Source organism: Oceanobacillus alkalisoli (genome assembly GCF_021556485.1).
Taxonomy (GTDB): Bacteria; Bacillota; Bacilli; order Bacillales; family Amphibacillaceae; genus Oceanobacillus; species Oceanobacillus alkalisoli.
Genome location: NZ_JAKGBW010000003.1, coordinates 139,260 through 160,705, shown reverse-complemented (window position 1 = coordinate 160,705; position 21,446 = coordinate 139,260). Strand labels below are relative to the sequence as shown.

The following is a 21,446-nucleotide window of genomic DNA, read 5'->3' as shown; positions in this document are numbered from 1 at the left end:
CATTGCATTTATCGCAACTATTGAATACAAATTCGTTAAAGCTTAACCGCACTGGACAGCAATCTCTTCGTCCCGGTCAGATTGTTCAAGGGGAAGTCGTGAAGCTCTACCCAGAAAACAAGGCGGAAATAAAACTTGGGGGAAACCGTTTTATCGCAAGCTTGCAAGTAGGTTTAGAACTTGGTGGAAGCTACCATTTCCAGGTTGCTTCCACCGCTAATTCGCTTGAGCTGCGCGTGCTCGGCGAAAAGCTGAAAAAAGATGAAAATGTAGATTTGTCGAAGCTTTTAAGGCGGCTGGGTGTGAAGTCCAGTAAGCATAATTTGCAATTGCTGCAGCTCCTCACGCGTTATTCGGTTCCTTTTGATAAAAATGAACTAAAGCAAGCTTTACAGCTCTTAAAGGGTGAACAAAATAAACCCTTAGCAGCAGGTGCATTAGTGGAAATGCTCGCGAAGAAATTGCCAATGACCGAGATGGTTCTACAATCCTTGATTACCGTCAGGACTACTACGCTGTCAGAGCAATTGACATCTGTAATACAACAACTCATAAACTCAACACAACTACAATCTGAAGCACCAGATCTCACCTTAAGAAACGGAACAGATACAGAACAACGTTTACGACAAATTATTACAACATTAATTCCTAATAAGCAGGCAGCGGACATTGAATCTTTTCAAAGTTTCCCGTCCAAGCAAATGTTTTTAGAACAATTGCGCCAGTCTCTTGCCATGCTTGGGTTAAATTATGAGAACCGTTTAGCTACGGAGAAAGAACCGGAGAATCTTAGTGATACAATAAAAGGCCTCCTCCTCCAGCTTGCGTCTGGAGAGAACAGTACCGAAGTGAAGCAACAGACTAGGCTACTGCATTTGATTCAAGGTCTGCAACTGCAGAGCGTGAATGAGACGCCGTCATTTATCCAAGCGATGCTGCAGATACCAGCTGAACGACTTGGACTTGTTAAGGATTTGGTGATTGAATTTGAAGGAAAGAAAAATAAGGATGGCGAGGTCAATCCGGATTATTGTCGTATTCTTTTTTACTTGGAGCTAAAGAACCTTAAAGAAACGGTCATTGATGTAAATATTCAGCAACGGGCAGTTTCGTTGACTGTTTTTAATAATACAGCTGGAATCCCGATTCTCGCCAATACTTTTAAAGATAAGTTAAGTGAAAATCTGACAAACTTAAATTACCGTTTAACTTCAATCGTTTTTAAAAAGCTTGAGAAAAAAGATAATCGATCAGTTATTTCTGATGAAAAATTACGAGATAACAAACAAGGGGTTGACTTTCTCATATGAATGAAAAACGAAGAAAAGCAGCTTCTTTAAGCTATAATCTAGATAAGCATCAAGCTCCTATTGTCAGTGCTGCAGGTAAAGGCTATGTTGCAGAAGATATTATAAAACTCGCCAAAGAACATAACGTACCGATTGTCGAGGATGAAAGTCTTGCAGAGCTATTGACGGAATTGAATGTGAATGAAGCAATTCCTGAAGAATTGTACCAAGTAGTCGCGGAAGTATTCGCATTTATTTATGAAGCGGATCGTAAATATGCTGATAAATCGTAAATATGTACAAGATTTATAATCGAACATCTCTTTTTTCTTGTGAAAACGGTTTTAATTTAATACAATAGAGTTGCATTTATTATGTTGGGAGGAAGAAAGATGAACATTCATGAATATCAAGCCAAAGAACTACTACGTGAATTTGGTGTGAAAGTTCCTAGAGGCTATGTTGCTTACACTGTTGATGAAGCAGTTGAAGCAGCTGAAAAATTAGGAACAGACGTCAATGTAGTAAAAGCGCAAATCCACGCAGGTGGACGTGGTAAAGCCGGAGGGGTTAAAGTAGCAAAAAATATGGATGAAGTCCGTACATATGCAGATGAAATCCTTGGGAAGGTACTAGTTACAGCGCAAACTGGTCCGGAAGGCAAGGAAGTAAAGCGGCTCTTGATTGAAGAGGGCTGCGATATCCAGAAAGAATACTATATTGGCATAGTGTTAGACCGGGCAAGTTCACGTGTCGTCATGATGGGTTCTGAAGAAGGCGGTACGGAAATTGAAGAAGTCGCAGAAGAAACGCCAGAAAAGATTTTTTATGAAGTAGTTGATCCAGTTGTGGGCCTTATGCCCTTCCAAGCTCGCCGTATGGCATTCAATATGAATATTCCACATGACCTGATAAACAAAGCAGTCGGCTTCATGACTTCTCTATACGAAGCATTTGTGGCAAAAGACTGCTCGATTGCAGAGATTAATCCACTTGTTACAACAGGTGACGGGGATGTTCTGGCACTTGATGCTAAGTTGAATTTTGATGAAAACGCACTTTACCGTCAACCGGAAGTGCAAGAACTTCGTGATTTGGATGAAGAAGATGAAAAGGAAATTGAAGCAAGTAAATATGATTTAAGCTATGTTTCCCTTGATGGAAATATCGGTTGTATGGTAAATGGTGCAGGTCTTGCGATGTCTACAATGGACATTATTAAATATTATGGCGGTGAACCGGCTAACTTCCTTGATGTTGGCGGTGGTGCGACGGCAGAAAAAGTTACCGAAGCATTTAAAATCATACTATCTGATGAGAATGTGAAAGGTATTTTCGTCAATATTTTTGGTGGAATCATGAAGTGTGATGTCATTGCGGAGGGAGTTGTGGCTGCTACGAAGGAAGTCGGCTTGCAAATTCCTTTAGTAGTCCGTTTAGAAGGAACAAACGTAGATTTAGGTAAGAAGATTCTAAATGAATCTGGCTTAAATATTACTCCTGCAAGCTCCATGGCAGATGGTGCGGAAAGAATTGTTTCTCTTGTGAAATAAATCAAAATTAATCTATGAAAATTGGAAAATAGAGAAGGGGCGGACAAACTAAATGGGTGTATTTGTTAATAAAGATACAAAAGTAATTGTCCAGGGCATTACCGGTGGAACTGCTAGATTCCATACGAAACAAATGCTTGAATATGGGACAAAAATTGTTGGAGGAACTTCACCGAAAAAAGGTGGTTCCGAAGTAGAAGGTGTACCTGTCTTTGATACTGTTCAAGAAGCAGTCGAGGCTACGGGTGCAAACGCATCTGTAATCTATGTACCGGCACCTTTTGCAGCAGATGCAATTATCGAAGCAACCGATGCGGAACTTGATCTTGTCATCTGTATCACAGAACATATTCCAGTACTTGATATGGTGAAAGTGAAACGTTATATGGAAGGAAAGAAAACTCGTTTAATCGGCCCGAACTGTCCAGGTGTCATTACAGCGGATGAGACGAAGATTGGAATTATGCCGGGATACATTCATAAGAAAGGTCATATAGGAGTAGTTTCTAGGTCTGGAACACTTACGTATGAAGCGGTACATCAATTGACACAGGCCGGTTATGGCCAAACATCTGCTGTCGGAATTGGTGGGGATCCTGTTAATGGTACAGACTTTATCGATGTGCTTGATGCCTTTAATCAAGATCCGGAAACGGAAGCAGTCATCATGATTGGAGAAATCGGCGGTACTGCAGAAGAAGAAGCTGCAGAGTGGGTAAGAAATAATATGACGAAACCGGTAGTCGGCTTTATTGGCGGTGCTACTGCACCACCAGGGAAGCGTATGGGACATGCTGGTGCGATCATTTCAGGTGGAAAAGGAACCGCTGCGGAGAAAACACGCGTTATGAGAGAATGTGGTATTACTGTTGCTGATACTCCAGCAGTTATGGGTGAAACAATGATTAAAGTATTGCAAGAAAAGGGCTTAGCTGAAAAATGTAAAACCCTTTAATTAAGATGAAAGAGGGCTGGAAGTACACTTTTAGCCCTCTTTATTAATAAAGTAAGGAAGTGATGGAACTGAAGGATATTCGTTATCGTTTAATCCATATTCACCTGACAAATATTGCAAGCAGGAAAATGATTTACCGCTTTTTGTGGAAAGATCCAACTCTTGCCTCGATTTATGAAATGACCCCAACGGAACTAAACCTGCATTTTTCCCTTCGTATCGACACAGCTGTTAAGCTTCATTCCAGCTTAAAAGATCCCAAGTTAAAAAAACATTTTATCGATGTGATGAAGCAATATGAGGTTATTACAATAATTGACGAAACCTATCCTTCTATGTTAAGAACAATAAATGACGCGCCACTTGTACTATATACCAGTGGGGACGAGTCTTTATTGGAACAAAGAAAGATATTAAGTGTCATCGGTTCCAGGAAACCATCCCGCGAAGCAATACCGAAAGTGAAACATATTCTCAAGCCCTTATTAGAAGATAATTGGGTGATTACAAGTGGCATGGCAAAAGGGATAGATGGTTATGCTCACCAACTTACACTTTCCCATCAACAGAAAACAATTGCCGTTTTGGGTGGTGGTTTTGAATATATTTACCCGAGAGAACATATTCCATTATTCAAGGAGATAAAAAGAACTGGCCTAATCATTAGTGAATATCCCCCATCTGTTAGACCCGCGAAACATCATTTTCCGGAGCGAAATCGGATTATTAGCGGACTATCCTTTGGTATTTTAGTGATAGAAGCAATGGAAAGGAGCGGAACAATGATTACGGTTGAACAGGCTCTTGACCAAGGAAGGGAAGTATTCGCTGTGCCAGGTTCACCACTCATCCCCCAAGCAAAAGGATGCCACCTCCTTATCCAGGAAGGAGCTAAACTAACCCAGCACGCCAGTGACATACAAGAAGAATGGCTATCACAACAACAACTAGACAACTGTAAAGCTGTGCGTTGACGCTTAAGTCTTCTGTTGGACACACGGAAAACGAAGGTGTGTGGGTATTGCGGAATCGGAAAGTGAATGTAGTTTCTTCTATTATAATGTCATTTTAACACCATGAAAACATTGGTTTTTTAAAAGTGGAAATAGTATTTTTTGATAATAAGTTTGACAAAAGCGATGTAAGTCATTAGTATAAGTGAAGATTTCATTTTTAAACCTCATCTTAGGAGGAAATGTTATGTCAGATTACTTAGTGATTGTTGAATCGCCAGCAAAAGCGAAGACAATCGAACGATATTTAGGAAAAAAATATACAGTAAAAGCTTCAATGGGACATGTCCGTGATTTGCCGAAAAGCCAAACCGGTGTGGATGTAGAAAATAATTACACGCCGAAATATATTACAATCCGTGGCAAAGGAGAAGTATTAAAAGAACTTCGTAAAGCCGCGAAGAAAGCAAAGAAAATATATCTTGCAGCTGACCCGGACAGAGAAGGGGAAGCAATTGCGTGGCACCTTGCTCATGCATTAAACGTTGATGAAGATTCGGATTGCCGAGTCGTATTCAATGAAATTACAAAAGATGCGATTAAAGAATCTTTTAAACACCCACGTTCCATTGATCATGATTTGGTTGATGCTCAACAAGCAAGAAGAATACTCGACCGACTTGTTGGTTACAATATCAGCCCATTACTATGGAAGAAAGTGAAAAAAGGATTAAGCGCGGGGAGAGTTCAATCCGTCGCACTTAAGATGATTATTGATCGGGAAAAAGAAATTATTAATTTTACACCAGAGGAATATTGGACGATTGAGGCGTTATTTCAAAAAGATAAGGAAACATTTGAAGGTAATTTCTACGGAATAGATGGTAAGAAGCATGAACTAAAAAGCGAAACAGATGTGCAAAGCATCCAGAAAAAGCTTACAGAGGATCATTTCCTCGTCCAAAAAGTAAACAAACGAGAAAGAAAAAGGAATCCTGCTAAACCGTTTATTACATCATCCTTACAACAAGAAGCAGCAAGAAAATTAAATTTCAGAGCAAGAAAGACGATGATGGTAGCCCAACAGCTTTATGAAGGAATTGACTTAGGAAGAAAATCTGGAGGTATTACTGGGTTAATCACATATATGCGTACTGATTCCACAAGAATTTCTAATACAGCGAAAGAAGAAGCTAAAGGCTATATTGAAGATAAGTACGGGAAGGAATTTATAGGTTCGCAAAAAGGATCCGCAAATAAAACAGGAGCACAAGACGCTCACGAAGCAATTCGGCCAACGTCAGCACTCCGTGACCCCCGTTCATTAAAAGAAGTTCTTTCTAATGATCAATACCGTCTTTATAAATTAATTTGGGAAAGATTTATTGCCAGTCAGATGTCAGCTGCAGTAATGGATACTGTAACCGCTCATTTAATCAATAATGATGTTGAATTTAGGGCAACTGGTTCTCAAATCAAATTTGAAGGATTTATGAAAGTTTACATTGAAGGTACAGATGATAATAAAAAGGTAGAGAATAAACTTCTTCCAGATCTTGAAGAAGGAATGAAGATTGCAGCGAAGGAAATTAATCCAAAGCAACACTTCACACAGCCGCCTCCAAGATTTACCGAGGCTCGCCTTGTCCGTGCAATGGAAGAACTAGGAATAGGTAGACCATCCACGTATGCACCTACCCTCGATACAATTCAACGAAGAGGCTATGTGTCTATTGATAATAAAAGATTCATTCCAACAGAACTCGGAACAATTGTAAGTGAAGCTGTAGAAGAGTATTTTCCCGAAATAATTGATGTAGACTTTACGGCAGATATGGAAAAAGATTTAGATGCCGTTGAAGAAGGCAAATCAGGATGGGTAGAAGTAATTGATAACTTCTACAAAGATTTCGAGAAACGTTTAGATTTTGCTGAGAAAGAAATGGAAAAAATCGAAATCAAAGACGAACCTGCCGGAATCGATTGTGAGAAATGCGGTCATGAAATGGTCTATAAAATGGGAAGGTACGGAACGTTTATTGCTTGTTCGAACTTCCCGGATTGCCGTAATACGAAACCGATTTTAAAAGAAATTGGAGTAGATTGTCCGACATGTAAAGAAGGGAATATCGTCGAGCGTAAATCGAAAAAACGCCGTGTTTTCTATGGTTGTGACCGTTTTCCAGACTGTGACTTCGTATCTTGGGACAAACCAATCGCACGTCCTTGTCCAAAATGTGAATCTTTATTAGTTGAAAAGAAAGTGAAAAAAGCAATACAAGTACAATGCACAAACTGTGATTATAAAGAAGTCGAACAAAGCTAGCTGTTCATTCCAATGAACAGCTTTATTTTTTGGCTAAATTATGAATACATTAGGAATAGAATGGTAATAGTGATATTAAGGAAATAATTTACACCCAGGAAATATATTCTTGGACATATTTAATCACCCAATCACTTTCTTACAGCGTGAGTGTGTGGCTAACTCCGAAACTTCCTTCTGGAGGTTCGCAGTCCAGACACCTCTCGCACCTGCTGAGCGGCCGGCAAACCTCCTTGCGTTGAGCTATCCAGTCTAGAGAATGCGCAAAATACTTTCGGTGAATGAAGGCAGTCAGTTTCATTGAGAGGGTGTTAGTGAAAAAACATAACAAACATTTAGAGTAGCCTAATGGATTCCGCCGAAGGATCATGAACTGTTTCATACTGTGAACATGAGATCTTATTTCAATAGACTAATTTTGTGAAATATGAGATACTATACAACGGTAAAAATTTAGACTTATTTAATGGGGCATTCACAAAATGTTCACCGAATTGTATTTCTTAAAATAAATTAAAATACTCTTGTTTGACTATACAATATCATAGGCATATAATTATCTAATGGCGGGTAAATTCAAGGAATGGAATGAAAAGATAAGTCTAATTATTTTGACATGCTGTAATGTAGACCGATTCTGAATTTTGTTTTTATTTTGGTAAATAAATTGATTTCGAAGATAGGCTATGTTATTATTTATTCAGGAAATTAATGGGGTGAAGAATTGGAGGATTTTGTACAAAAATGTCAAGGATTTGTAGCATATCTTCAAATTGAAAAAAATGCTTCCCCTTATACAATCGAATATTACCAAGATGATCTGCAAGCCTTTTTTCAATTTTTACAAGGAGAAGGGATAGCGAATCTTCACGATGTTGACCCACAAGTCGTTCGTGTTTATTTAACCCAATTGTTTAATCAAAAGTTAACAAGAAGAACCGTATCTCGAAAAATATCATCCCTTAGAAGCTTTTATAAGTATTTGGAAAGGGAAGATGACACGTATACGAATCCTTTCATCCATATTCATTTACCAAAGCAGGAGCAAGCTGTTCCCGGATTTTTATATATGGAAGAACTGGAAAAACTGTTTGAAGTAAATGATATGACAGACCCGTTAGGTCAACGTGACCAGGCATTACTGGAAATTTTATACGGAACTGGTATGCGTGTAAGTGAATGTCAAGGCTTACTTCTTGGGGATATCGATTTTTCCATAGGGACGATATTGGTGAGAGGTAAGGGAAGAAAGGAAAGGTATGTGCCTTTCGGTAGATTTGCAGAGATTGTTCTTCGGACCTATTTGAACGAGGGCCGCGTTACATTATTGGAAAAGGCGAAAAACAATACAGATGCCTTATTTTTAAATGCCAGGGGAGCACCTCTTACAACGAGAGGGATTCGACTTATCCTGGATAAAATGGTGAAGAAAGCGGCACTTACAATCAACCTTCACCCGCATAAATTACGTCACACATTTGCAACTCATCTATTGAATGAAGGAGCAGATCTGCGTACAGTGCAAGAATTATTAGGTCATGAAAATCTATCTTCTACCCAAATCTATACTCATGTTACGAAGGATCGATTGCGAGAAGTGTATATGAAGACACATCCAAGAGCAAATGATAAATAGCAAATCGGATGCGAGGTGAAGAAGATGTCAAATGAAATGCATGCTACAACGATTTTTGCCATTCAGCATAATGGAAGTTGTGCGATGTGCGGGGACGGTCAAGTTACGTTAGGAAACGCGGTAATTATGAAACATCGGGCAAAAAAAGTCCGTAAATTATATAATGAGCAAGTATTGGCTGGATTTGCAGGATCTGTAGCTGATGCGTTTACCTTGTTTGAAAAATTCGAGAGTTACTTGAATGCATATAACGGCAATCTGACCCGGGCAGCCGTCGAACTCGCTAAGGAATGGCGAAGTGACCGGGTACTCCGGAAGTTGGAGGCCATGTTGATTGTGATGAATAAAGAAAGCATGTACCTTGTATCAGGGACAGGAGAAGTAATTGAGCCTGACGATGGGATTCTAGCTATCGGTTCAGGTGGTAACTATGCGCTAAGTGCTGGAAGAGCGCTAGTTAAAAATGCGAATAGTTTGTCTGCTGAACAAATAGCAAGAACTGCTCTTGAGGTGGCTGGAGAAATTGATATCTATACGAATGACCAACTTACCTTAGAAGTACTCAATTAATAGGAGGTATTTCCAAAGTATGGGGATGGAGCTTACTCCAAAACAAATTGTTGAACAATTGGATAAGTATGTTATTGGACAAAAGAGTGCAAAGCGATCTGTCGCTGTAGCCCTCCGAAATCGTTACCGCCGGATGCAACTGGATGAGACGATTAAAGAAGAAATTGTACCGAAAAACATTTTAATGATTGGGCCTACTGGTGTAGGGAAAACTGAAATTGCCCGCAGGCTTGCAAAAATGGTCAAAGCACCCTTTGTTAAAGTAGAAGCAACGAAATTTACAGAAGTCGGTTATGTTGGCAGGGATGTGGAATCGATGGTTCGTGATCTCGTAGAAATGTCTGTCCGAATGGTGAAAGAAGAGAAGCTTTTAAAGGTGCAAGATGCAGCTGAGAAGGAAGCAAATAAACGTTTAGTGAATTTACTCGTTCCACAGGCTAAAAAACAGAACCAGATGAAAAATCCTTTTGAAATGCTTTTTGCAAACCAGTCAGCAAACGATGATGAAGAAATGGAAGCTCCAAAAGATGAAGAAGTAAGAAACAAACGTGAGCGAGTCGAACGAATGCTTACCCTCGGGGAATTAGAAGATAAAATCGTCACCGTGGAGATTGTGGAAACACCGCCTTCCATGTTTGATATGTTGCAAGGCTCGGGTATGGAGCAAATGGGAATGAACATGCAAGATGCTCTTGGCCAATTCATGCCATCAAAAAAGAAAAAACGTAAACTGCCAGTCCGTGAAGCAAGGGAAGTGCTCATTCAGCAAGAAGCACAGAAGCTTGTAGATATGGAAGAGGTTGCTCAAGAAGCAACAAGGCGTGCGGAACAGACAGGGATAATCTTCGTCGATGAAATCGATAAGGTGGCTGGTGGAGGAAGTGACCAGGCGAACGTTTCGCGTGAGGGCGTACAGCGAGATATTTTACCGATAGTCGAGGGTTCCACTGTTGTTACAAAACACGGACCTGTTAAAACGGATTATATGTTATTTATCGCTGCAGGTGCTTTCCATATGTCGAAGCCATCTGATTTAATACCTGAACTACAAGGAAGGTTCCCGATCCGAGTGGAATTGGAAAAGTTATCAGTAGAAGATTTCAAACAAATACTGACGGATCCATCCAATGCGTTGACGAAGCAATATGAGGCGTTGTTGGAAACTGAAGAAATCCAGATTGTATTTAAAGAGGATGCAATCGAACGCCTCGCCGAAGTAGCATATCAAGTGAACCAAGATACCGATAATATCGGCGCTCGGAGACTTCATACCATTCTTGAAAAATTACTGGAAGATTTATTGTTTGAAGCTCCGGATATTACGATGGAAACAATTGAAATAACATCGGCATATGTTGATCAAAAATTAGGTAATATTGTTAAGAATAAGGATTTAAGCCAATTCATCTTATAAAATAAAAATGCAAATGGAGGATTTTTAATGAAACTATTAGATCGAGCAAGAAAAATTAATGCTATGTTACAAAAAACAGCAGGGAAATCGGTGAACTTCAACGAAATGTCAGCAACACTACGTGACGTAATCGGTGGCAACATTTATATCGTTAGCAGAAGAGGGAAACTTCTTGGAGTAGCGGTTAGCCAAGAAGTTGAAAACGAGCGTATGAAGCAAATGCTTGAAGAAAGACGTTTCCCTGAAGATTATACACAAGGTTTATACAATATTTATGAAACAACAGCTAACCTTGACATCGACAGTCCACAAACCGTGTTCCCTGAAGAGAACAAAGAGCTCTTTAAAGATGGACTGACAACAATTGTACCAATCCTAGGCGGAGGAGAACGTCTTGGAACATTAATTCTCGGGCGTATGGAAAATGAGTTTAATGACGATGATTTACTGCTAGCTGAATATGGTGCAACGGTTGTAGGTATGGAAATTCTTCAAGAGAAAACAGAAGAAATTGAAATGGAAGCAAGAAGTAAAGCAGTTGTCCAGATGGCAATTAGTTCCCTTTCTTACAGTGAATTAGAAGCTATTGACCATATCTTTGAAGAGTTGAATGGTAATGAAGGGCTGCTCGTTGCAAGTAAAATTGCAGACCGTGTAGGTATTACTCGTTCTGTCATTGTAAATGCACTTCGTAAACTTGAAAGTGCGGGGGTAATCGAATCTCGTTCACTAGGTATGAAAGGAACATACATTAAAGTTCTAAATGATAAATTCCTAGTTGAGCTTGAAAAATTACGCTCCAGATAAGTTCAGGTTAAGACTGCGTTAAGCTAATGTTAAGATAAATAAACAAATGGAAAACATGAAGAAAATGTTTTTCATTTGTTTATTTTTTGTCAAATATTATTATAAGGATATAGGAGCTTTAAGAAAGTTTAATAAAACCTTTGACGCAAGCATAAAGAACTGTGTTATAATTAGTTGTCGAATAATATCGGCGAAAAAGTATACATAAAGCGATTTTACTTGAGTTTTCTAATTACCAAATCATTATAAAACGTAAAACAATACTAATTGACTAGTTATTTATAACCATTTTGTCGAATTGTGTTAGTTTTACATGAAAAAGATAGACTTTAGATAGGAATTAAATTACAATATTCGTAGGAGTAATTTATTAGATGACCGTACTTTGTAATTTGGAAATAGGAGGAAAAATTGAATGGATTTATTTGGCGGAACCATTTCGAATTTGGAACGGTCTTTAGATTATGCTTCAGCTAGAAACCGGACGATTTCAAACAACATCGCAAATGTAGACACCCCGAATTATAAGTCACAGGATGTTGTTTTTAAACATGTATTAACTGATGCAATGAGCAACCAAATTCAAGCGAAGCGAACAGATCCAAGGCATATCCCGTTTTCTGGAGAGACAGGAACGAATTATCAGGTCGTTGCAAATAACAACACAACGTATAATCATAATGGAAATAATGTGGACATTGATAGAGAAATGACGGAACTTGCAAAAAATCAAATCTATTATAATGGTTTGATCGATCGGATTAACGGTAAGTTTGGCAGCCTGCAAACTGTTCTAAGAGGAGGGAACTAAGTAATGTCGATTTTCCATAGCATCAATACAAGCGGAAGTGCATTAACTGCGCAACGCCTACGGATGGATGTCGTCTCATCAAACATCGCGAATAGCGAGTCAACTCGGGCACGAGTGAATGAAAATGATGAATGGGAACCATACCGAAGAAAAATGGTTTCTCTCCAAAGTGAAGGGGCGAGCTTTAGTTCCCATTTACGAGCTGCTGAGCGTAAAGGAGATGGAGCAAATGGTGTGCGTGCTTCCGTAATTACAGAGGACGAATCCCCATTTAAAATGGTTTTTAACCCAAATCACCCAGATGCCGATGAAGCCGGGTTTGTAGCCATGCCAAATGTTGATCCATTGCAGGAAATGGTGGATCTGATGAGCGCCACAAGATCTTATGAAGCGAATATTACTGCCTTGAATGCAAGTAAAGGGCTTCTCATGAAGGCACTCGAAATCGGGAAATAAAGAGGTAAGGAGCAAATAAAATGAATATTCACTTCAACCCAAGTATGGGTGTCCAACCGGATACATCAACAAGCACGAAGACAACTCCGGCAGAGGCCCAAGCAAACTTTGCAAATACATTCAAAGTCGCAATCGAAAATTTAAACGAAATACAAACTGAATCCGACAAAATGACGGAGAGACTTGCTGCCGGTGAAGCACAAGACTTACATCAAGTAATGATAACTGCCCAAAAAGCAAGTATCACTCTTGAGACCACTGTACAAATACAGCAAAAAGCAATTGATGCCTATAATGAAATAATGCGGATGCAAATATAATTTAGAACGAGTATCGAAGACAAATACAACTTGTAACTATTCGATGAGCAATGCAAATTGGTGGAGGATTTTATGAAGGAACAGTTATTGAAATGGAAAGAGTCATTCACAACGTTTTGGAAAAAACGTCCAAAACGGCAAATGATATACATTGGATTGGCCGCAAGCATCCTTATCGTTATTATCGGCATCTTTTTTTATTTGTTTAGCTCATCTGAAAAGTTTGTGCCATTATATTCAAATTTATCTATTCAGGAAACGAGTCAGATAAAAGCTGAACTTGATACAAGAGGGGTACCCTACGAGTTAAAGGACAATGGTACGACTATAACCGTACCTGAAGAGCGGGTCGATACCTTACTTGTGGAACTTGCAGGTCAAGGACTTCCGAGCAGCGGGAATATTGATTACTCTTTCTTTAGTGAGAACTCATCTTTCGGAATTACCGATAATGAGTTTAATATGATGAAATTAGATGCGATGCAAACAGAACTTGCAAATTTAATCACAAGTATTGACGGCATTCAAAGTGCGGAAGTGATGATTAATCTTCCGGAACAGACTGTTTTTGTCGGTGACGATACAGGAGAAACGACCGCGGCAATCGTGCTTGAAACACAGCCTGGCTATCAATTTGAAGAGCATCAAATACGTGCCCTTTATCATTTAGTGGCCAATGCAGTTCCTAATTTAGCAGAAGAAAATATCGGAATTATGAATCAGTACTTCGAGTATTTTGACCTGGACAGCAATTCACAATATGCCGTTCAAAATACCCATACGTATCAACAAACAGTAAAAAAAGAAGTAGAGCGTGATGTGCAGCGCAGACTACAGCAAATGTTAGGTGCAATGGTCGGTCCGGATAATGTAATTGTGTCTGTTACCGCAGATATTGACTTTACCCAAGAAAATCGTGTAGAAGAATTAGTTGAACCAGTCGATATCGAAAACATGGAAGGTCTTCCGGTAAGTGTAGAGACCATTCAGGAATCTTACACAGGAAATGCAGCAGATGGTGGCACAGGAGGAACTGGTGACAATGATGTGACAAACTATCCTGGTGCTGTAGCTGGTGAAGGCGGGGACCATGAATATGATAAGGAAGCAATCAATTATGAGTTCAATCGAATTCGAAAAGAAATTGTCGAGAGCCCTTATAAAATTCGTGACCTCGGTATTCAGGTTGCTGTCGACCAAGCGAGAGATGCGGATGACGAAAACCTTGAATTTCTAACCCAACAGGAACAAAATACGGTCGAAGAAGGGATATCATCCATTCTTGCTTCTATTCTTAACACTTCGATCGATACAGATTACGGAGAAGTAGAGCCTGAAGAAAAGTTTTCTATCGTTTTTCAAGAATTTACGAGTAATCCGGTTGCCGAAGATGTAGAACGTGCCGGCATTCCTACTTGGGTTTATGTTGTTGCTGGAGTTCTATTTTTACTCATTGTATTACTTGCTGTGTTACTTATCCGGAACAGAAGAAGAGAATCGGAACCAGAGTCGGTAGAAGAAGTGCCGATTAGAGAATTCACATCAGAAGTACCTGATTTGCCTGAGCAAGATGAATCAGAATCTGTTGTTCGCAGGAAGCAGTTAGAGAAGATAGCCGAGGAAAAACCGGAAGACTTTGCTAAGTTATTAAGAAGCTGGATTGGCGAGGATTAGGAGGAAGACATTCATGGCAAGACAAAAACTTACCGGGAAACAGAAAGCAGCAATTCTATTAATCTCGTTAGGTCCCGATGTCTCCGCTCAAGTTTATAAACATTTAACGGAAGAAGAAATCGAGAAGCTAAGCCTAGAGATATCTTCTGTTAAACGGGTAGATTCGGAAATGAAAGAAGAAGTTATAGAACAATTTCATCAAATAGCAATCGCTCAGGATTATATTACACAGGGTGGGATTGGTTATGCAAACACGGTTCTTGAAAAAGCTTTTGGTAAGCAGGAGGCCGCTTCTATTATCAATCGCCTTACCTCATCCTTACAGGTAAGGCCTTTTGACTTTGCTAGAAAGGCAGATCCCCAGCAAGTACTTAATTTTATTCAAAATGAGCACCCTCAAACAATTGCACTTGTGCTATCTTACCTAGAACCAGAACAATCCGGACAGATCCTATCTGAATTGCCGCAAGACGTGCAGGCAGATGTCGCGCGAAGAATTGCAACAATGGACTCCACCTCACCTGAGATAATTAGTCAGGTAGAACGGGTATTAGAAAGTAATCTGTCGGCTTCTTTAACTGAAGATTATACACAAACCGGCGGCATCCAGGCAGTAGTTGAGGTGCTAAACGGAGTGGACCGCAGTACGGAGCGAACCATTCTTGACACACTAGAAACTCAAGATCCAGAGCTTGCTGATGAGATTAAGAAACGGATGTTTGTTTTTGAAGATATTGTCATACTTGATAATCGGGCGATACAGCGTGTCATCAGGGAAGTAGAGAATGATGATCTTCGTCTTGCGTTAAAGGTTGCTAGCGAAGAGGTGAAAGATGTCCTCTTTACTAATATGTCCGAACGGATGGCTGTGACTTTCAAGGAAGAGATGGAATATATGGGGCCGGTTCGCTTACGTGATGTGGAAGAAGCACAAATGAGAATAGTTGCAACGATCCGCAGATTAGAAGATATTGGTGAAATTGTAATCGCAAGAGGTGGAGGTGACGACATCATTGTCTAGAATGATGAATTCAAATGAACTTCCAAGGCGAGAAATTAAAATCAAACCGATTGAATATATAAAAAAGCAAACACCAGAAAAACAGCAAGAAGAAACTGTTGAGAGTGTTTTAGTGAATGTCGGGCAAGCAAAAGAAGAACTAAAGCAATTAGAACAACAGAAGGCTGCAATGCTTGCTAATGTACAGGATGAGATTAATAGAGCAAGGGAGAACTGGAAAGAAGAAAAAGCAGCACTCATGGAATCGGCACAGGAAGCTGGATACGAAGCTGGTTTTCAAACAGGAAGAGAAGCGAGTATGAAAGTATATGCAGCTGAGATTGCTGAAGCTAATCGTATCGTCGAATTGGTGAAAATGGATTATCAAAAGACTTTAGAACAAACAGAAGACGTTATTATAGACATAGCCATTCATACAGCGGAAAAAATTCTCGGCGAAAAGCTAAATGAAGCGCCTGAAAAGTTTTTGAAAATAGTTAGATTAGCATTAAAAGAAATAAGTGATCAGTCTGTTGTATCTATCTATCTTCATCCAGCTAATTACGAAACGGTTTTAATGCAAAAGTCTGAACTGAAACGTATGTTGGAGAAAGATACGAAGCTATCACTATATATTAATGATGAGTTACAGGAAGGTAGTTGTCTAATTGAACATCCATTTGGGCAAATCGATGCTTCTGTTGACACTCAACTTGAAGCAATCCGCAACGCCTTAAAAGAATTAGTAATGGAGCATGAATCATGATAGTAGCAGATTACATCCAAGCAATTGAAAAAGCTGATCCTTACAAACGATATGGAATGGTTTCTCGTGTCGTTGGAATTATGATTGAATCAGTTGGGCCTGAAGCGAATATTGGAGAGGTTTGTCACATTCATTCTGCGACAAAAAGACGGGAACCGATCCTAGCTGAAGTAGTAGGTTTTAATAACGAAAATATTATTCTTATGCCCTACAGCGAAGTGACGGAGATTGGACCGGGCTGTTTAGTAGAAGCGACTGGTAAGCCTTTGACAATTAAAGTGGGTAGAGGGTTAATAGGTACGGTTGTTGATTCATTAGGTAACCCGCTTGACGGATCTCCATTACCGAAAGGATTATCGAATTATTTGACAGAGCAATCCCCACCTAACCCGCTCGAAAGACCACCAATTCATGAAGCGAATCAAGTTGGTGTAAAAGTGATTGATTCCCTGCTCACAATGGGGAAAGGTCAACGTGTCGGCTTGTTTGCAGGAAGTGGTGTGGGGAAAAGTACTTTGTTAGGAATGATTGCTAGAAACAGTAACGCTGATATTAATGTTATTGCTTTAATCGGTGAGCGGGGAAGAGAAGTGCGGGAATTTATCGAGAAAGATTTAGGGCCGGAAGGATTAGCTAAATCGATTGTTGTTGTTGCAACATCCGACCAACCAGCACTTATGCGCATTAAAGGTGCTTATACTGCTACCGCCATTAGTGAATATTTTCGTGAACTCGGATTCCAGGTAAACTTGTTAATGGATTCTGTTACTCGTGTTGCCATGGCCCAACGAGAAATTGGCCTTGCTGTCGGTGAGCCGCCAACAACGAAAGGATACACTCCATCTGTCTTTTCCATCTTACCTAAGTTGCTGGAGCGAACAGGAACGAATGCATTTGGAACAATTACCGCCTTCTATACGGTTCTCGTTGATGGGGATGATATGAATGAACCGATTGCGGATGCTGTACGGGGAATTTTGGATGGACACTTTGTAATGGACCGGAAATTAGCAGAACGCGGACAGTATCCGGCAATAAATGTATTGAAATCAATCAGTCGAGTCATGAACCAAATTGCGACCCAGGAGCATAAAGAAATCGCAGGAGAGATACGTTCCTTGATGGCAATTTATGAAGAAAATAGTGAACTCATCCATATTGGTGCCTATAAAAAAGGATCCAATCAAGAAATTGATCGAGCCATCGCGTATTATCCGGTAATCCAACGTTTCTTAAAACAAGATGTCCATGAATACAAAACATTAGAGGAAGCGATTGACACGATGAGTCAGATTATTAACGGAGGAATGTCCTGATGTCACAAACAGTCTCATTAACAAAGGTCTTGCACGTTCGAGAGAATGAGAAAAAAGTTGCGCAGAAAGCATTTCTGAATTCACAGGAAGCTTTCGAAAAAGTAGCTACAAAGCTCTACAATCTCCTTAAGAAAAAAGAAATAGCGGAAGCATCCTACGATGAATTTATCCAAAGCATGACACCGCTCGAGCGGATAAAGGAACAAATTGCGTATATTGAGAAATTGAACGATGCAATCATTCAATTACAACGAGAAGTTCAGTTTGCAAGAAAACAAATGGAGCAGAAACAACAAAGTTTAACCGCCGCTTACATCGAAGTTAAGAAATTCGAAAGCATTATCGAAAAAAGAAAACAGCAAGAAGTAGAAAGAACAGCAAAGCTTGAAAAAGCGTTTATGGATGAGATATCAATTAATCAATTCTTAAGTAATCAAAATAGGTGAATAAAATGGCCAGGAACGTTCATAACGAAAAAAAGAAAATAAATCCAATCCTGTGGCTGTTGTTTGCGGTCATTATTCCTCTTCTCATTGTTATTGCTATTATTGTTGTCATCTTAAACTTTTCCGGATTCAGTGTAATCGATTGGACAAAGGAGAAAGGGAGCGAGCTTCCAGTTATCTCAAATTTTATAACAAGCCCAGAAGAAGATGCATTGGATGAAGAAGTTTCCCGTTTAACAGAAGAACTGGAGACAAAAACAATCGAAGTCGAACAATTGGAAGCACAGATAGCTGATTTAGAAATGACAATGGATCAAAGGGAGCGAGATGCAGCTCGTGAGGAAGCAACAAACGCACCGGATGAATCTGCGGACGAAGACGCGGAGAATGAAACAATAGAGGAGATAGACGAATCTTTAAGGGATATGGCAAAAACATTTGAAGAGATGAAAGCAGCAGGTGCTGCAGCCATTCTCGGCAATATGGATGAGGAACAGATTGTGCTTATCTTAAGAGAGCTTCCGAATGACGCGCGAGGCGATATTTTACAAGCAATGGAAGCAGAGCTTGCCGCAACACTTGCTGAAGAAATGCTTGATTAATGCACTTCTATCACGCATTAATGGTCTGTAATCCTTCCCACTTTTAAAGATGAGGGAAACCCAAAAGGTAAAGCTAGGGGGATAAACAGTCCGTAAATCCCTGATTCTGTTCAACTAACATTCGGTGCGGGAGGTAAGGAAACCCCCAACTGAATAAAGTTTTATTTTATCTTTGAAAGGGGGTGAAAAAAATAGAAGCCAAAATGACTTTATGGAAATGGGTTGCCTTTATGGATTATCCGACTAAAACGGAGTCATCACCTGCAGAGCCGGCTGAATTAAAAAATGGGTCTGATTTCACTGAAATGCTTGATGAGAAAAGGACAGAATTTACAAAGGCAAAACAAGAAAAACCTGTTGCGGAGCAAGATGAATTACTTGAAATGATGCGCTCTATCTTTGTGAAGACGGATAAAGAAGATTTGCTATCTTTGCTCGTTGAGTTGGAAGAAATCTATGATGTTTCTTGGAAAGACATGCTAACTGCTGATAGAAGAGCTGACACGGAGCTTCGCGAAACACTTCCGAAAAAAGAAGTTGCGGACGAACATCAATTTGATAAAGATATAATGTTTTCGAAAGAGGAACAGCATCGCTTGGATGACTTGATACAATCATTACCGATAACAACTGATAAAGAAGATGTATTATCTTTACTTGCCGAACTGCAAGAAACCAATGATATTTCTTGGAAGGCACCGCTGCCTGCTGAGGAAAGAGCTGACATGGAGCTTCATGTGACGCCACCAAACAAAGAAATGGCGGACGAACATCAGCTTGTTGCAAAGGTAGAGTTATCAGAAGATGAACAGCATCGCTTAGGTACATTGATTCGCGCCCTTTTCGCGAAGACAGAAAACGAAGAAGTGGACAAGTTCAATGTTTTTGTTCAGGAAGAGGCTGAGGAGCCTGTTGAAAGCTTACAAGAAAATAATACGAAGTTTCCAATCGGAGAAGCGTACTATTATCCTGAAAATGTCAAAGGACATACTGAAGAGAAAAATGATCGTGCAGATAGCTTGGTTGAAATCATGCCAAAGACTGATCTTGTTGAAACCATTCTGACCTTGATTCATTCATTGCCTAAACAAGTGAAGGAAGAATTGCGCGATTTATTCACAAGTGAAATGGAACAGATTCCTGAATTTGATTCGGTACAAATAGCAGAAGGACTTCCACAGAACTTCCCAAACAACATTACCGTAAATCGTCCAGTAGATTTTCCAGAACTGGAGAGCGAAGTAAATGAGTTGTTCGCAAAAATTGAACAGCAACTCATGCAGGTCAAAACACAAGAAGACGCAGTAAAAGCTGCTCCGAAAGTTCTTGAGTATTTAATGGCCTGGCAACAATTGAGTGGAAAAGCAGGTAATCACACTGAATTAATGCCGTTAGTCATAAGGGGAGGCAATCAGCAAACACCGGTAATGTGGCAAGATCTCGTAAAACTCTATCAACAAAAGATGAACTTTCATACAAAAAGTGTCTATGCACTTGAATCAAAAGTAACGAATACAGATATTGTCCGTTGGCTCAGCAATACACTGAATATGACGGTCCATCAAGAACAGCCGATTGCAACACCTCAAGCCCAAACCGTGCAAATGCCGATTTCACAAGTAGAACAAATGGTTATCCAGCTGCCGCAGAACTCGGATAACAATCAAGCGGGAAAAGCCTTGCTGGAGCAGTTCAACCGATTCATTGATACGAAAAGCCTAGCCTCCCAGCAACTAAAAGGGCAGCTTGCGATCACTTTAAAGCCGGCAAACCTAGGCGAAATGCTCGTACGCTTTACCCAAGTTGACGGAGAAATGCTTGTAAAAATCATGGTTACAACGAAGGCCGCAAAAGAGATGCTTGAAGCGAACAGCCAGCAATTAAGGCATATGTTTGCACCGCATCAAGTTGTGATTGAAAGAAACGATCCGAACGTACAGCAGGCGCAAGCAGCTTATAAAGAAGAAGGTCAGGCGGAGAAACAAGAGCAAGACGATCAATCATCATCTGGTAATCAGCAAGAGAAGGATGATAACGAAACATTCGCCAGCCTTTTCGACGAATTGATTTTAAATGAGAAAGTGTAGGTGAAGACATGTATAAAATTGATCCATCCTTATACTTATCTAATCAGCCAAAGACGAGAGAGCCAAAGCCAGATCTTGATAAAGAAGGTTTTATTAAAATTCTTATCGCACAGCTCCAGGAACAAGATCCAACTGCGCCGATGAATAGCCAGGAAATGGTGGCACAAATGACACAACTTTCATCTTTAGAACAGATGATGAATATGTCTAGTTCCATCGAAATGCTTGTCCAAAGTCAACTTGTTTCACCAGTGATTGAATATAGTCATATGATTGGGAAGTTTGTTTCCTATGAATTGGATAATGGGGACTCGGAAGAAGAAATTGCACATGAAACAAAAACGAGCCAAGTGGTTGCGATTAGTCAACAGGATGGTTGGGCGATACTTGAGCTTGAAAATGGCGATAAGATTTATGCAGATGCTGTTATAGAAGTAAGAAATAAATGATTAAAAAGAGATA

At 39.8% G+C, this 21,446-nt stretch carries 21 protein-coding genes; all 21 read left to right on the top strand.

Annotated features, from left to right (window positions below; translation table 11 throughout):
• Window positions 1–2 precede the first annotated feature (2 nt).
• The 21 genes from LZD48_RS04705 to LZD48_RS04605 all read left to right on the top strand — a co-directional run bounded on the left by LZD48_RS04705 (window position 3) and on the right by LZD48_RS04605 (window position 21,433).
• The gene (locus LZD48_RS04705) at window positions 3–1,313 is read left to right on the top strand and encodes a TP0910 N-terminal domain-containing protein (RefSeq protein WP_235761580.1); all 1,311 of its coding nucleotides are present in this window, start codon (window positions 3–5) and stop codon (window positions 1,311–1,313) included.
• On the top strand, window positions 1,310–1,585 hold the full coding sequence (locus tag LZD48_RS04700) for an EscU/YscU/HrcU family type III secretion system export apparatus switch protein (RefSeq protein ID WP_235761579.1): 276 nt from the start codon (window positions 1,310–1,312) through the stop codon (window positions 1,583–1,585). Before LZD48_RS04705 ends, LZD48_RS04700 begins: the two co-directional genes overlap by 4 nt.
• Before the next feature lie 99 nt (window positions 1,586–1,684).
• A complete protein-coding gene (gene sucC / locus LZD48_RS04695) occupies window positions 1,685–2,845 on the top strand; it encodes an ADP-forming succinate--CoA ligase subunit beta (protein WP_235761578.1) in 1,161 nt (386 codons plus the stop codon).
• Window positions 2,846–2,897: 52 nt separating this feature from the next.
• Entirely contained in the window at window positions 2,898–3,800 is a 903-nt protein-coding gene (sucD, locus tag LZD48_RS04690; RefSeq protein WP_235761577.1) for a succinate--CoA ligase subunit alpha, read from the top strand.
• Window positions 3,801–3,862: 62 nt separating this feature from the next.
• Entirely contained in the window at window positions 3,863–4,774 is a 912-nt protein-coding gene (dprA, locus tag LZD48_RS04685) for a DNA-processing protein DprA (RefSeq protein ID WP_235761576.1), read from the top strand.
• 226 nt (window positions 4,775–5,000) lie between these two features.
• On the top strand, window positions 5,001–7,079 hold the full coding sequence (gene topA, locus LZD48_RS04680; RefSeq protein ID WP_235761575.1) for a type I DNA topoisomerase: 2,079 nt from the start codon (window positions 5,001–5,003) through the stop codon (window positions 7,077–7,079).
• 724 nt (window positions 7,080–7,803) lie between these two features.
• Complete coding sequence (gene xerC / locus LZD48_RS04675; RefSeq protein ID WP_235761574.1) at window positions 7,804–8,715, top strand: tyrosine recombinase XerC; 912 nt, start codon at window positions 7,804–7,806, stop codon at window positions 8,713–8,715.
• Between the two features lie 24 nt (window positions 8,716–8,739).
• Window positions 8,740–9,285 carry an ATP-dependent protease subunit HslV gene (gene hslV, locus LZD48_RS04670; protein ID WP_235761573.1) on the top strand — a complete coding sequence of 182 codons (546 nt, stop codon included), beginning with the start codon at window positions 8,740–8,742 and terminating at the stop codon, window positions 9,283–9,285.
• Between the two features lie 19 nt (window positions 9,286–9,304).
• The gene (gene hslU, locus LZD48_RS04665; RefSeq protein WP_438822744.1) at window positions 9,305–10,699 is read left to right on the top strand and encodes an ATP-dependent protease ATPase subunit HslU; all 1,395 of its coding nucleotides are present in this window, start codon (window positions 9,305–9,307) and stop codon (window positions 10,697–10,699) included.
• A 27-nt stretch (window positions 10,700–10,726) separates the two neighbouring features.
• Entirely contained in the window at window positions 10,727–11,506 is a 780-nt protein-coding gene (codY, locus tag LZD48_RS04660) for a GTP-sensing pleiotropic transcriptional regulator CodY (protein ID WP_235761572.1), read from the top strand.
• A 415-nt stretch (window positions 11,507–11,921) separates the two neighbouring features.
• Complete coding sequence (gene flgB / locus LZD48_RS04655; protein WP_235761571.1) at window positions 11,922–12,317, top strand: flagellar basal body rod protein FlgB; 396 nt, start codon at window positions 11,922–11,924, stop codon at window positions 12,315–12,317.
• Window positions 12,318–12,320: 3 nt separating this feature from the next.
• The gene (flgC, locus tag LZD48_RS04650) at window positions 12,321–12,773 is read left to right on the top strand and encodes a flagellar basal body rod protein FlgC (protein ID WP_235761570.1); all 453 of its coding nucleotides are present in this window, start codon (window positions 12,321–12,323) and stop codon (window positions 12,771–12,773) included.
• A 20-nt stretch (window positions 12,774–12,793) separates the two neighbouring features.
• Window positions 12,794–13,093 (top strand): flagellar hook-basal body complex protein FliE, encoded by a 300-nt coding sequence (gene fliE, locus LZD48_RS04645; RefSeq protein WP_235761569.1) that lies wholly within the window; start codon window positions 12,794–12,796, stop codon window positions 13,091–13,093.
• Between the two features lie 72 nt (window positions 13,094–13,165).
• Window positions 13,166–14,767: a flagellar basal-body MS-ring/collar protein FliF gene (gene fliF, locus LZD48_RS04640; RefSeq protein ID WP_235761568.1), complete on the top strand. Its 1,602-nt coding sequence runs from the start codon at window positions 13,166–13,168 to the stop codon at window positions 14,765–14,767.
• A gap of 13 nt (window positions 14,768–14,780) precedes the next feature.
• On the top strand, window positions 14,781–15,788 hold the full coding sequence (gene fliG / locus LZD48_RS04635; protein WP_235761567.1) for a flagellar motor switch protein FliG: 1,008 nt from the start codon (window positions 14,781–14,783) through the stop codon (window positions 15,786–15,788).
• A 1-nt stretch (window position 15,789) separates the two neighbouring features.
• Complete coding sequence (gene fliH, locus LZD48_RS04630; protein WP_235761702.1) at window positions 15,790–16,533, top strand: flagellar assembly protein FliH; 744 nt, start codon at window positions 15,790–15,792, stop codon at window positions 16,531–16,533.
• Window positions 16,530–17,849, top strand: coding sequence for a flagellar protein export ATPase FliI (fliI, locus tag LZD48_RS04625; RefSeq protein WP_235761566.1), 1,320 nt, complete (start codon window positions 16,530–16,532; stop codon window positions 17,847–17,849). The genes fliH and fliI overlap by 4 nt, the downstream gene beginning before the upstream one ends.
• The gene (gene fliJ, locus LZD48_RS04620) at window positions 17,849–18,295 is read left to right on the top strand and encodes a flagellar export protein FliJ (RefSeq protein WP_235761565.1); all 447 of its coding nucleotides are present in this window, start codon (window positions 17,849–17,851) and stop codon (window positions 18,293–18,295) included. Before fliI ends, fliJ begins: the two co-directional genes overlap by 1 nt.
• A gap of 5 nt (window positions 18,296–18,300) precedes the next feature.
• Window positions 18,301–18,897, top strand: coding sequence for a MotE family protein (locus tag LZD48_RS04615; RefSeq protein WP_235761564.1), 597 nt, complete (start codon window positions 18,301–18,303; stop codon window positions 18,895–18,897).
• A 182-nt stretch (window positions 18,898–19,079) separates the two neighbouring features.
• A complete protein-coding gene (locus LZD48_RS18855; protein ID WP_235761563.1) occupies window positions 19,080–20,984 on the top strand; it encodes a flagellar hook-length control protein FliK in 1,905 nt (634 codons plus the stop codon).
• A gap of 8 nt (window positions 20,985–20,992) precedes the next feature.
• The gene (locus LZD48_RS04605; protein WP_235761562.1) at window positions 20,993–21,433 is read left to right on the top strand and encodes a flagellar hook capping FlgD N-terminal domain-containing protein; all 441 of its coding nucleotides are present in this window, start codon (window positions 20,993–20,995) and stop codon (window positions 21,431–21,433) included.
• The last annotated feature ends 13 nt before the right edge of the window (window positions 21,434–21,446 follow it).

What these genes read in the sequence shown, in the direction of transcription:
- LZD48_RS04700 (WP_235761579.1), top strand. Translation starts at nt 1,310, where the DNA reads ATGAATGAAAAACGAAGAAAAGCAGCTTCTTTAAGCTATAATCTAGAT.
- sucC (WP_235761578.1), top strand. Translation starts at nt 1,685, where the DNA reads ATGAACATTCATGAATATCAAGCCAAAGAACTACTACGTGAATTTGGT.
- sucD (WP_235761577.1), top strand. Translation starts at nt 2,898, where the DNA reads ATGGGTGTATTTGTTAATAAAGATACAAAAGTAATTGTCCAGGGCATT.
- dprA (WP_235761576.1), top strand. Translation starts at nt 3,863, where the DNA reads ATGGAACTGAAGGATATTCGTTATCGTTTAATCCATATTCACCTGACA.
- topA (WP_235761575.1), top strand. Translation starts at nt 5,001, where the DNA reads ATGTCAGATTACTTAGTGATTGTTGAATCGCCAGCAAAAGCGAAGACA.
- hslV (WP_235761573.1), top strand. Translation starts at nt 8,740, where the DNA reads ATGTCAAATGAAATGCATGCTACAACGATTTTTGCCATTCAGCATAAT.
- hslU (WP_438822744.1), top strand. Translation starts at nt 9,305, where the DNA reads ATGGGGATGGAGCTTACTCCAAAACAAATTGTTGAACAATTGGATAAG.
- codY (WP_235761572.1), top strand. Translation starts at nt 10,727, where the DNA reads ATGAAACTATTAGATCGAGCAAGAAAAATTAATGCTATGTTACAAAAA.
- flgB (WP_235761571.1), top strand. Translation starts at nt 11,922, where the DNA reads ATGGATTTATTTGGCGGAACCATTTCGAATTTGGAACGGTCTTTAGAT.
- flgC (WP_235761570.1), top strand. Translation starts at nt 12,321, where the DNA reads ATGTCGATTTTCCATAGCATCAATACAAGCGGAAGTGCATTAACTGCG.
- fliE (WP_235761569.1), top strand. Translation starts at nt 12,794, where the DNA reads ATGAATATTCACTTCAACCCAAGTATGGGTGTCCAACCGGATACATCA.
- fliF (WP_235761568.1), top strand. Translation starts at nt 13,166, where the DNA reads ATGAAGGAACAGTTATTGAAATGGAAAGAGTCATTCACAACGTTTTGG.
- fliG (WP_235761567.1), top strand. Translation starts at nt 14,781, where the DNA reads ATGGCAAGACAAAAACTTACCGGGAAACAGAAAGCAGCAATTCTATTA.
- fliH (WP_235761702.1), top strand. Translation starts at nt 15,790, where the DNA reads ATGATGAATTCAAATGAACTTCCAAGGCGAGAAATTAAAATCAAACCG.
- fliI (WP_235761566.1), top strand. Translation starts at nt 16,530, where the DNA reads ATGATAGTAGCAGATTACATCCAAGCAATTGAAAAAGCTGATCCTTAC.
- fliJ (WP_235761565.1), top strand. Translation starts at nt 17,849, where the DNA reads ATGTCACAAACAGTCTCATTAACAAAGGTCTTGCACGTTCGAGAGAAT.
- LZD48_RS04615 (WP_235761564.1), top strand. Translation starts at nt 18,301, where the DNA reads ATGGCCAGGAACGTTCATAACGAAAAAAAGAAAATAAATCCAATCCTG.
- LZD48_RS04605 (WP_235761562.1), top strand. Translation starts at nt 20,993, where the DNA reads ATGTATAAAATTGATCCATCCTTATACTTATCTAATCAGCCAAAGACG.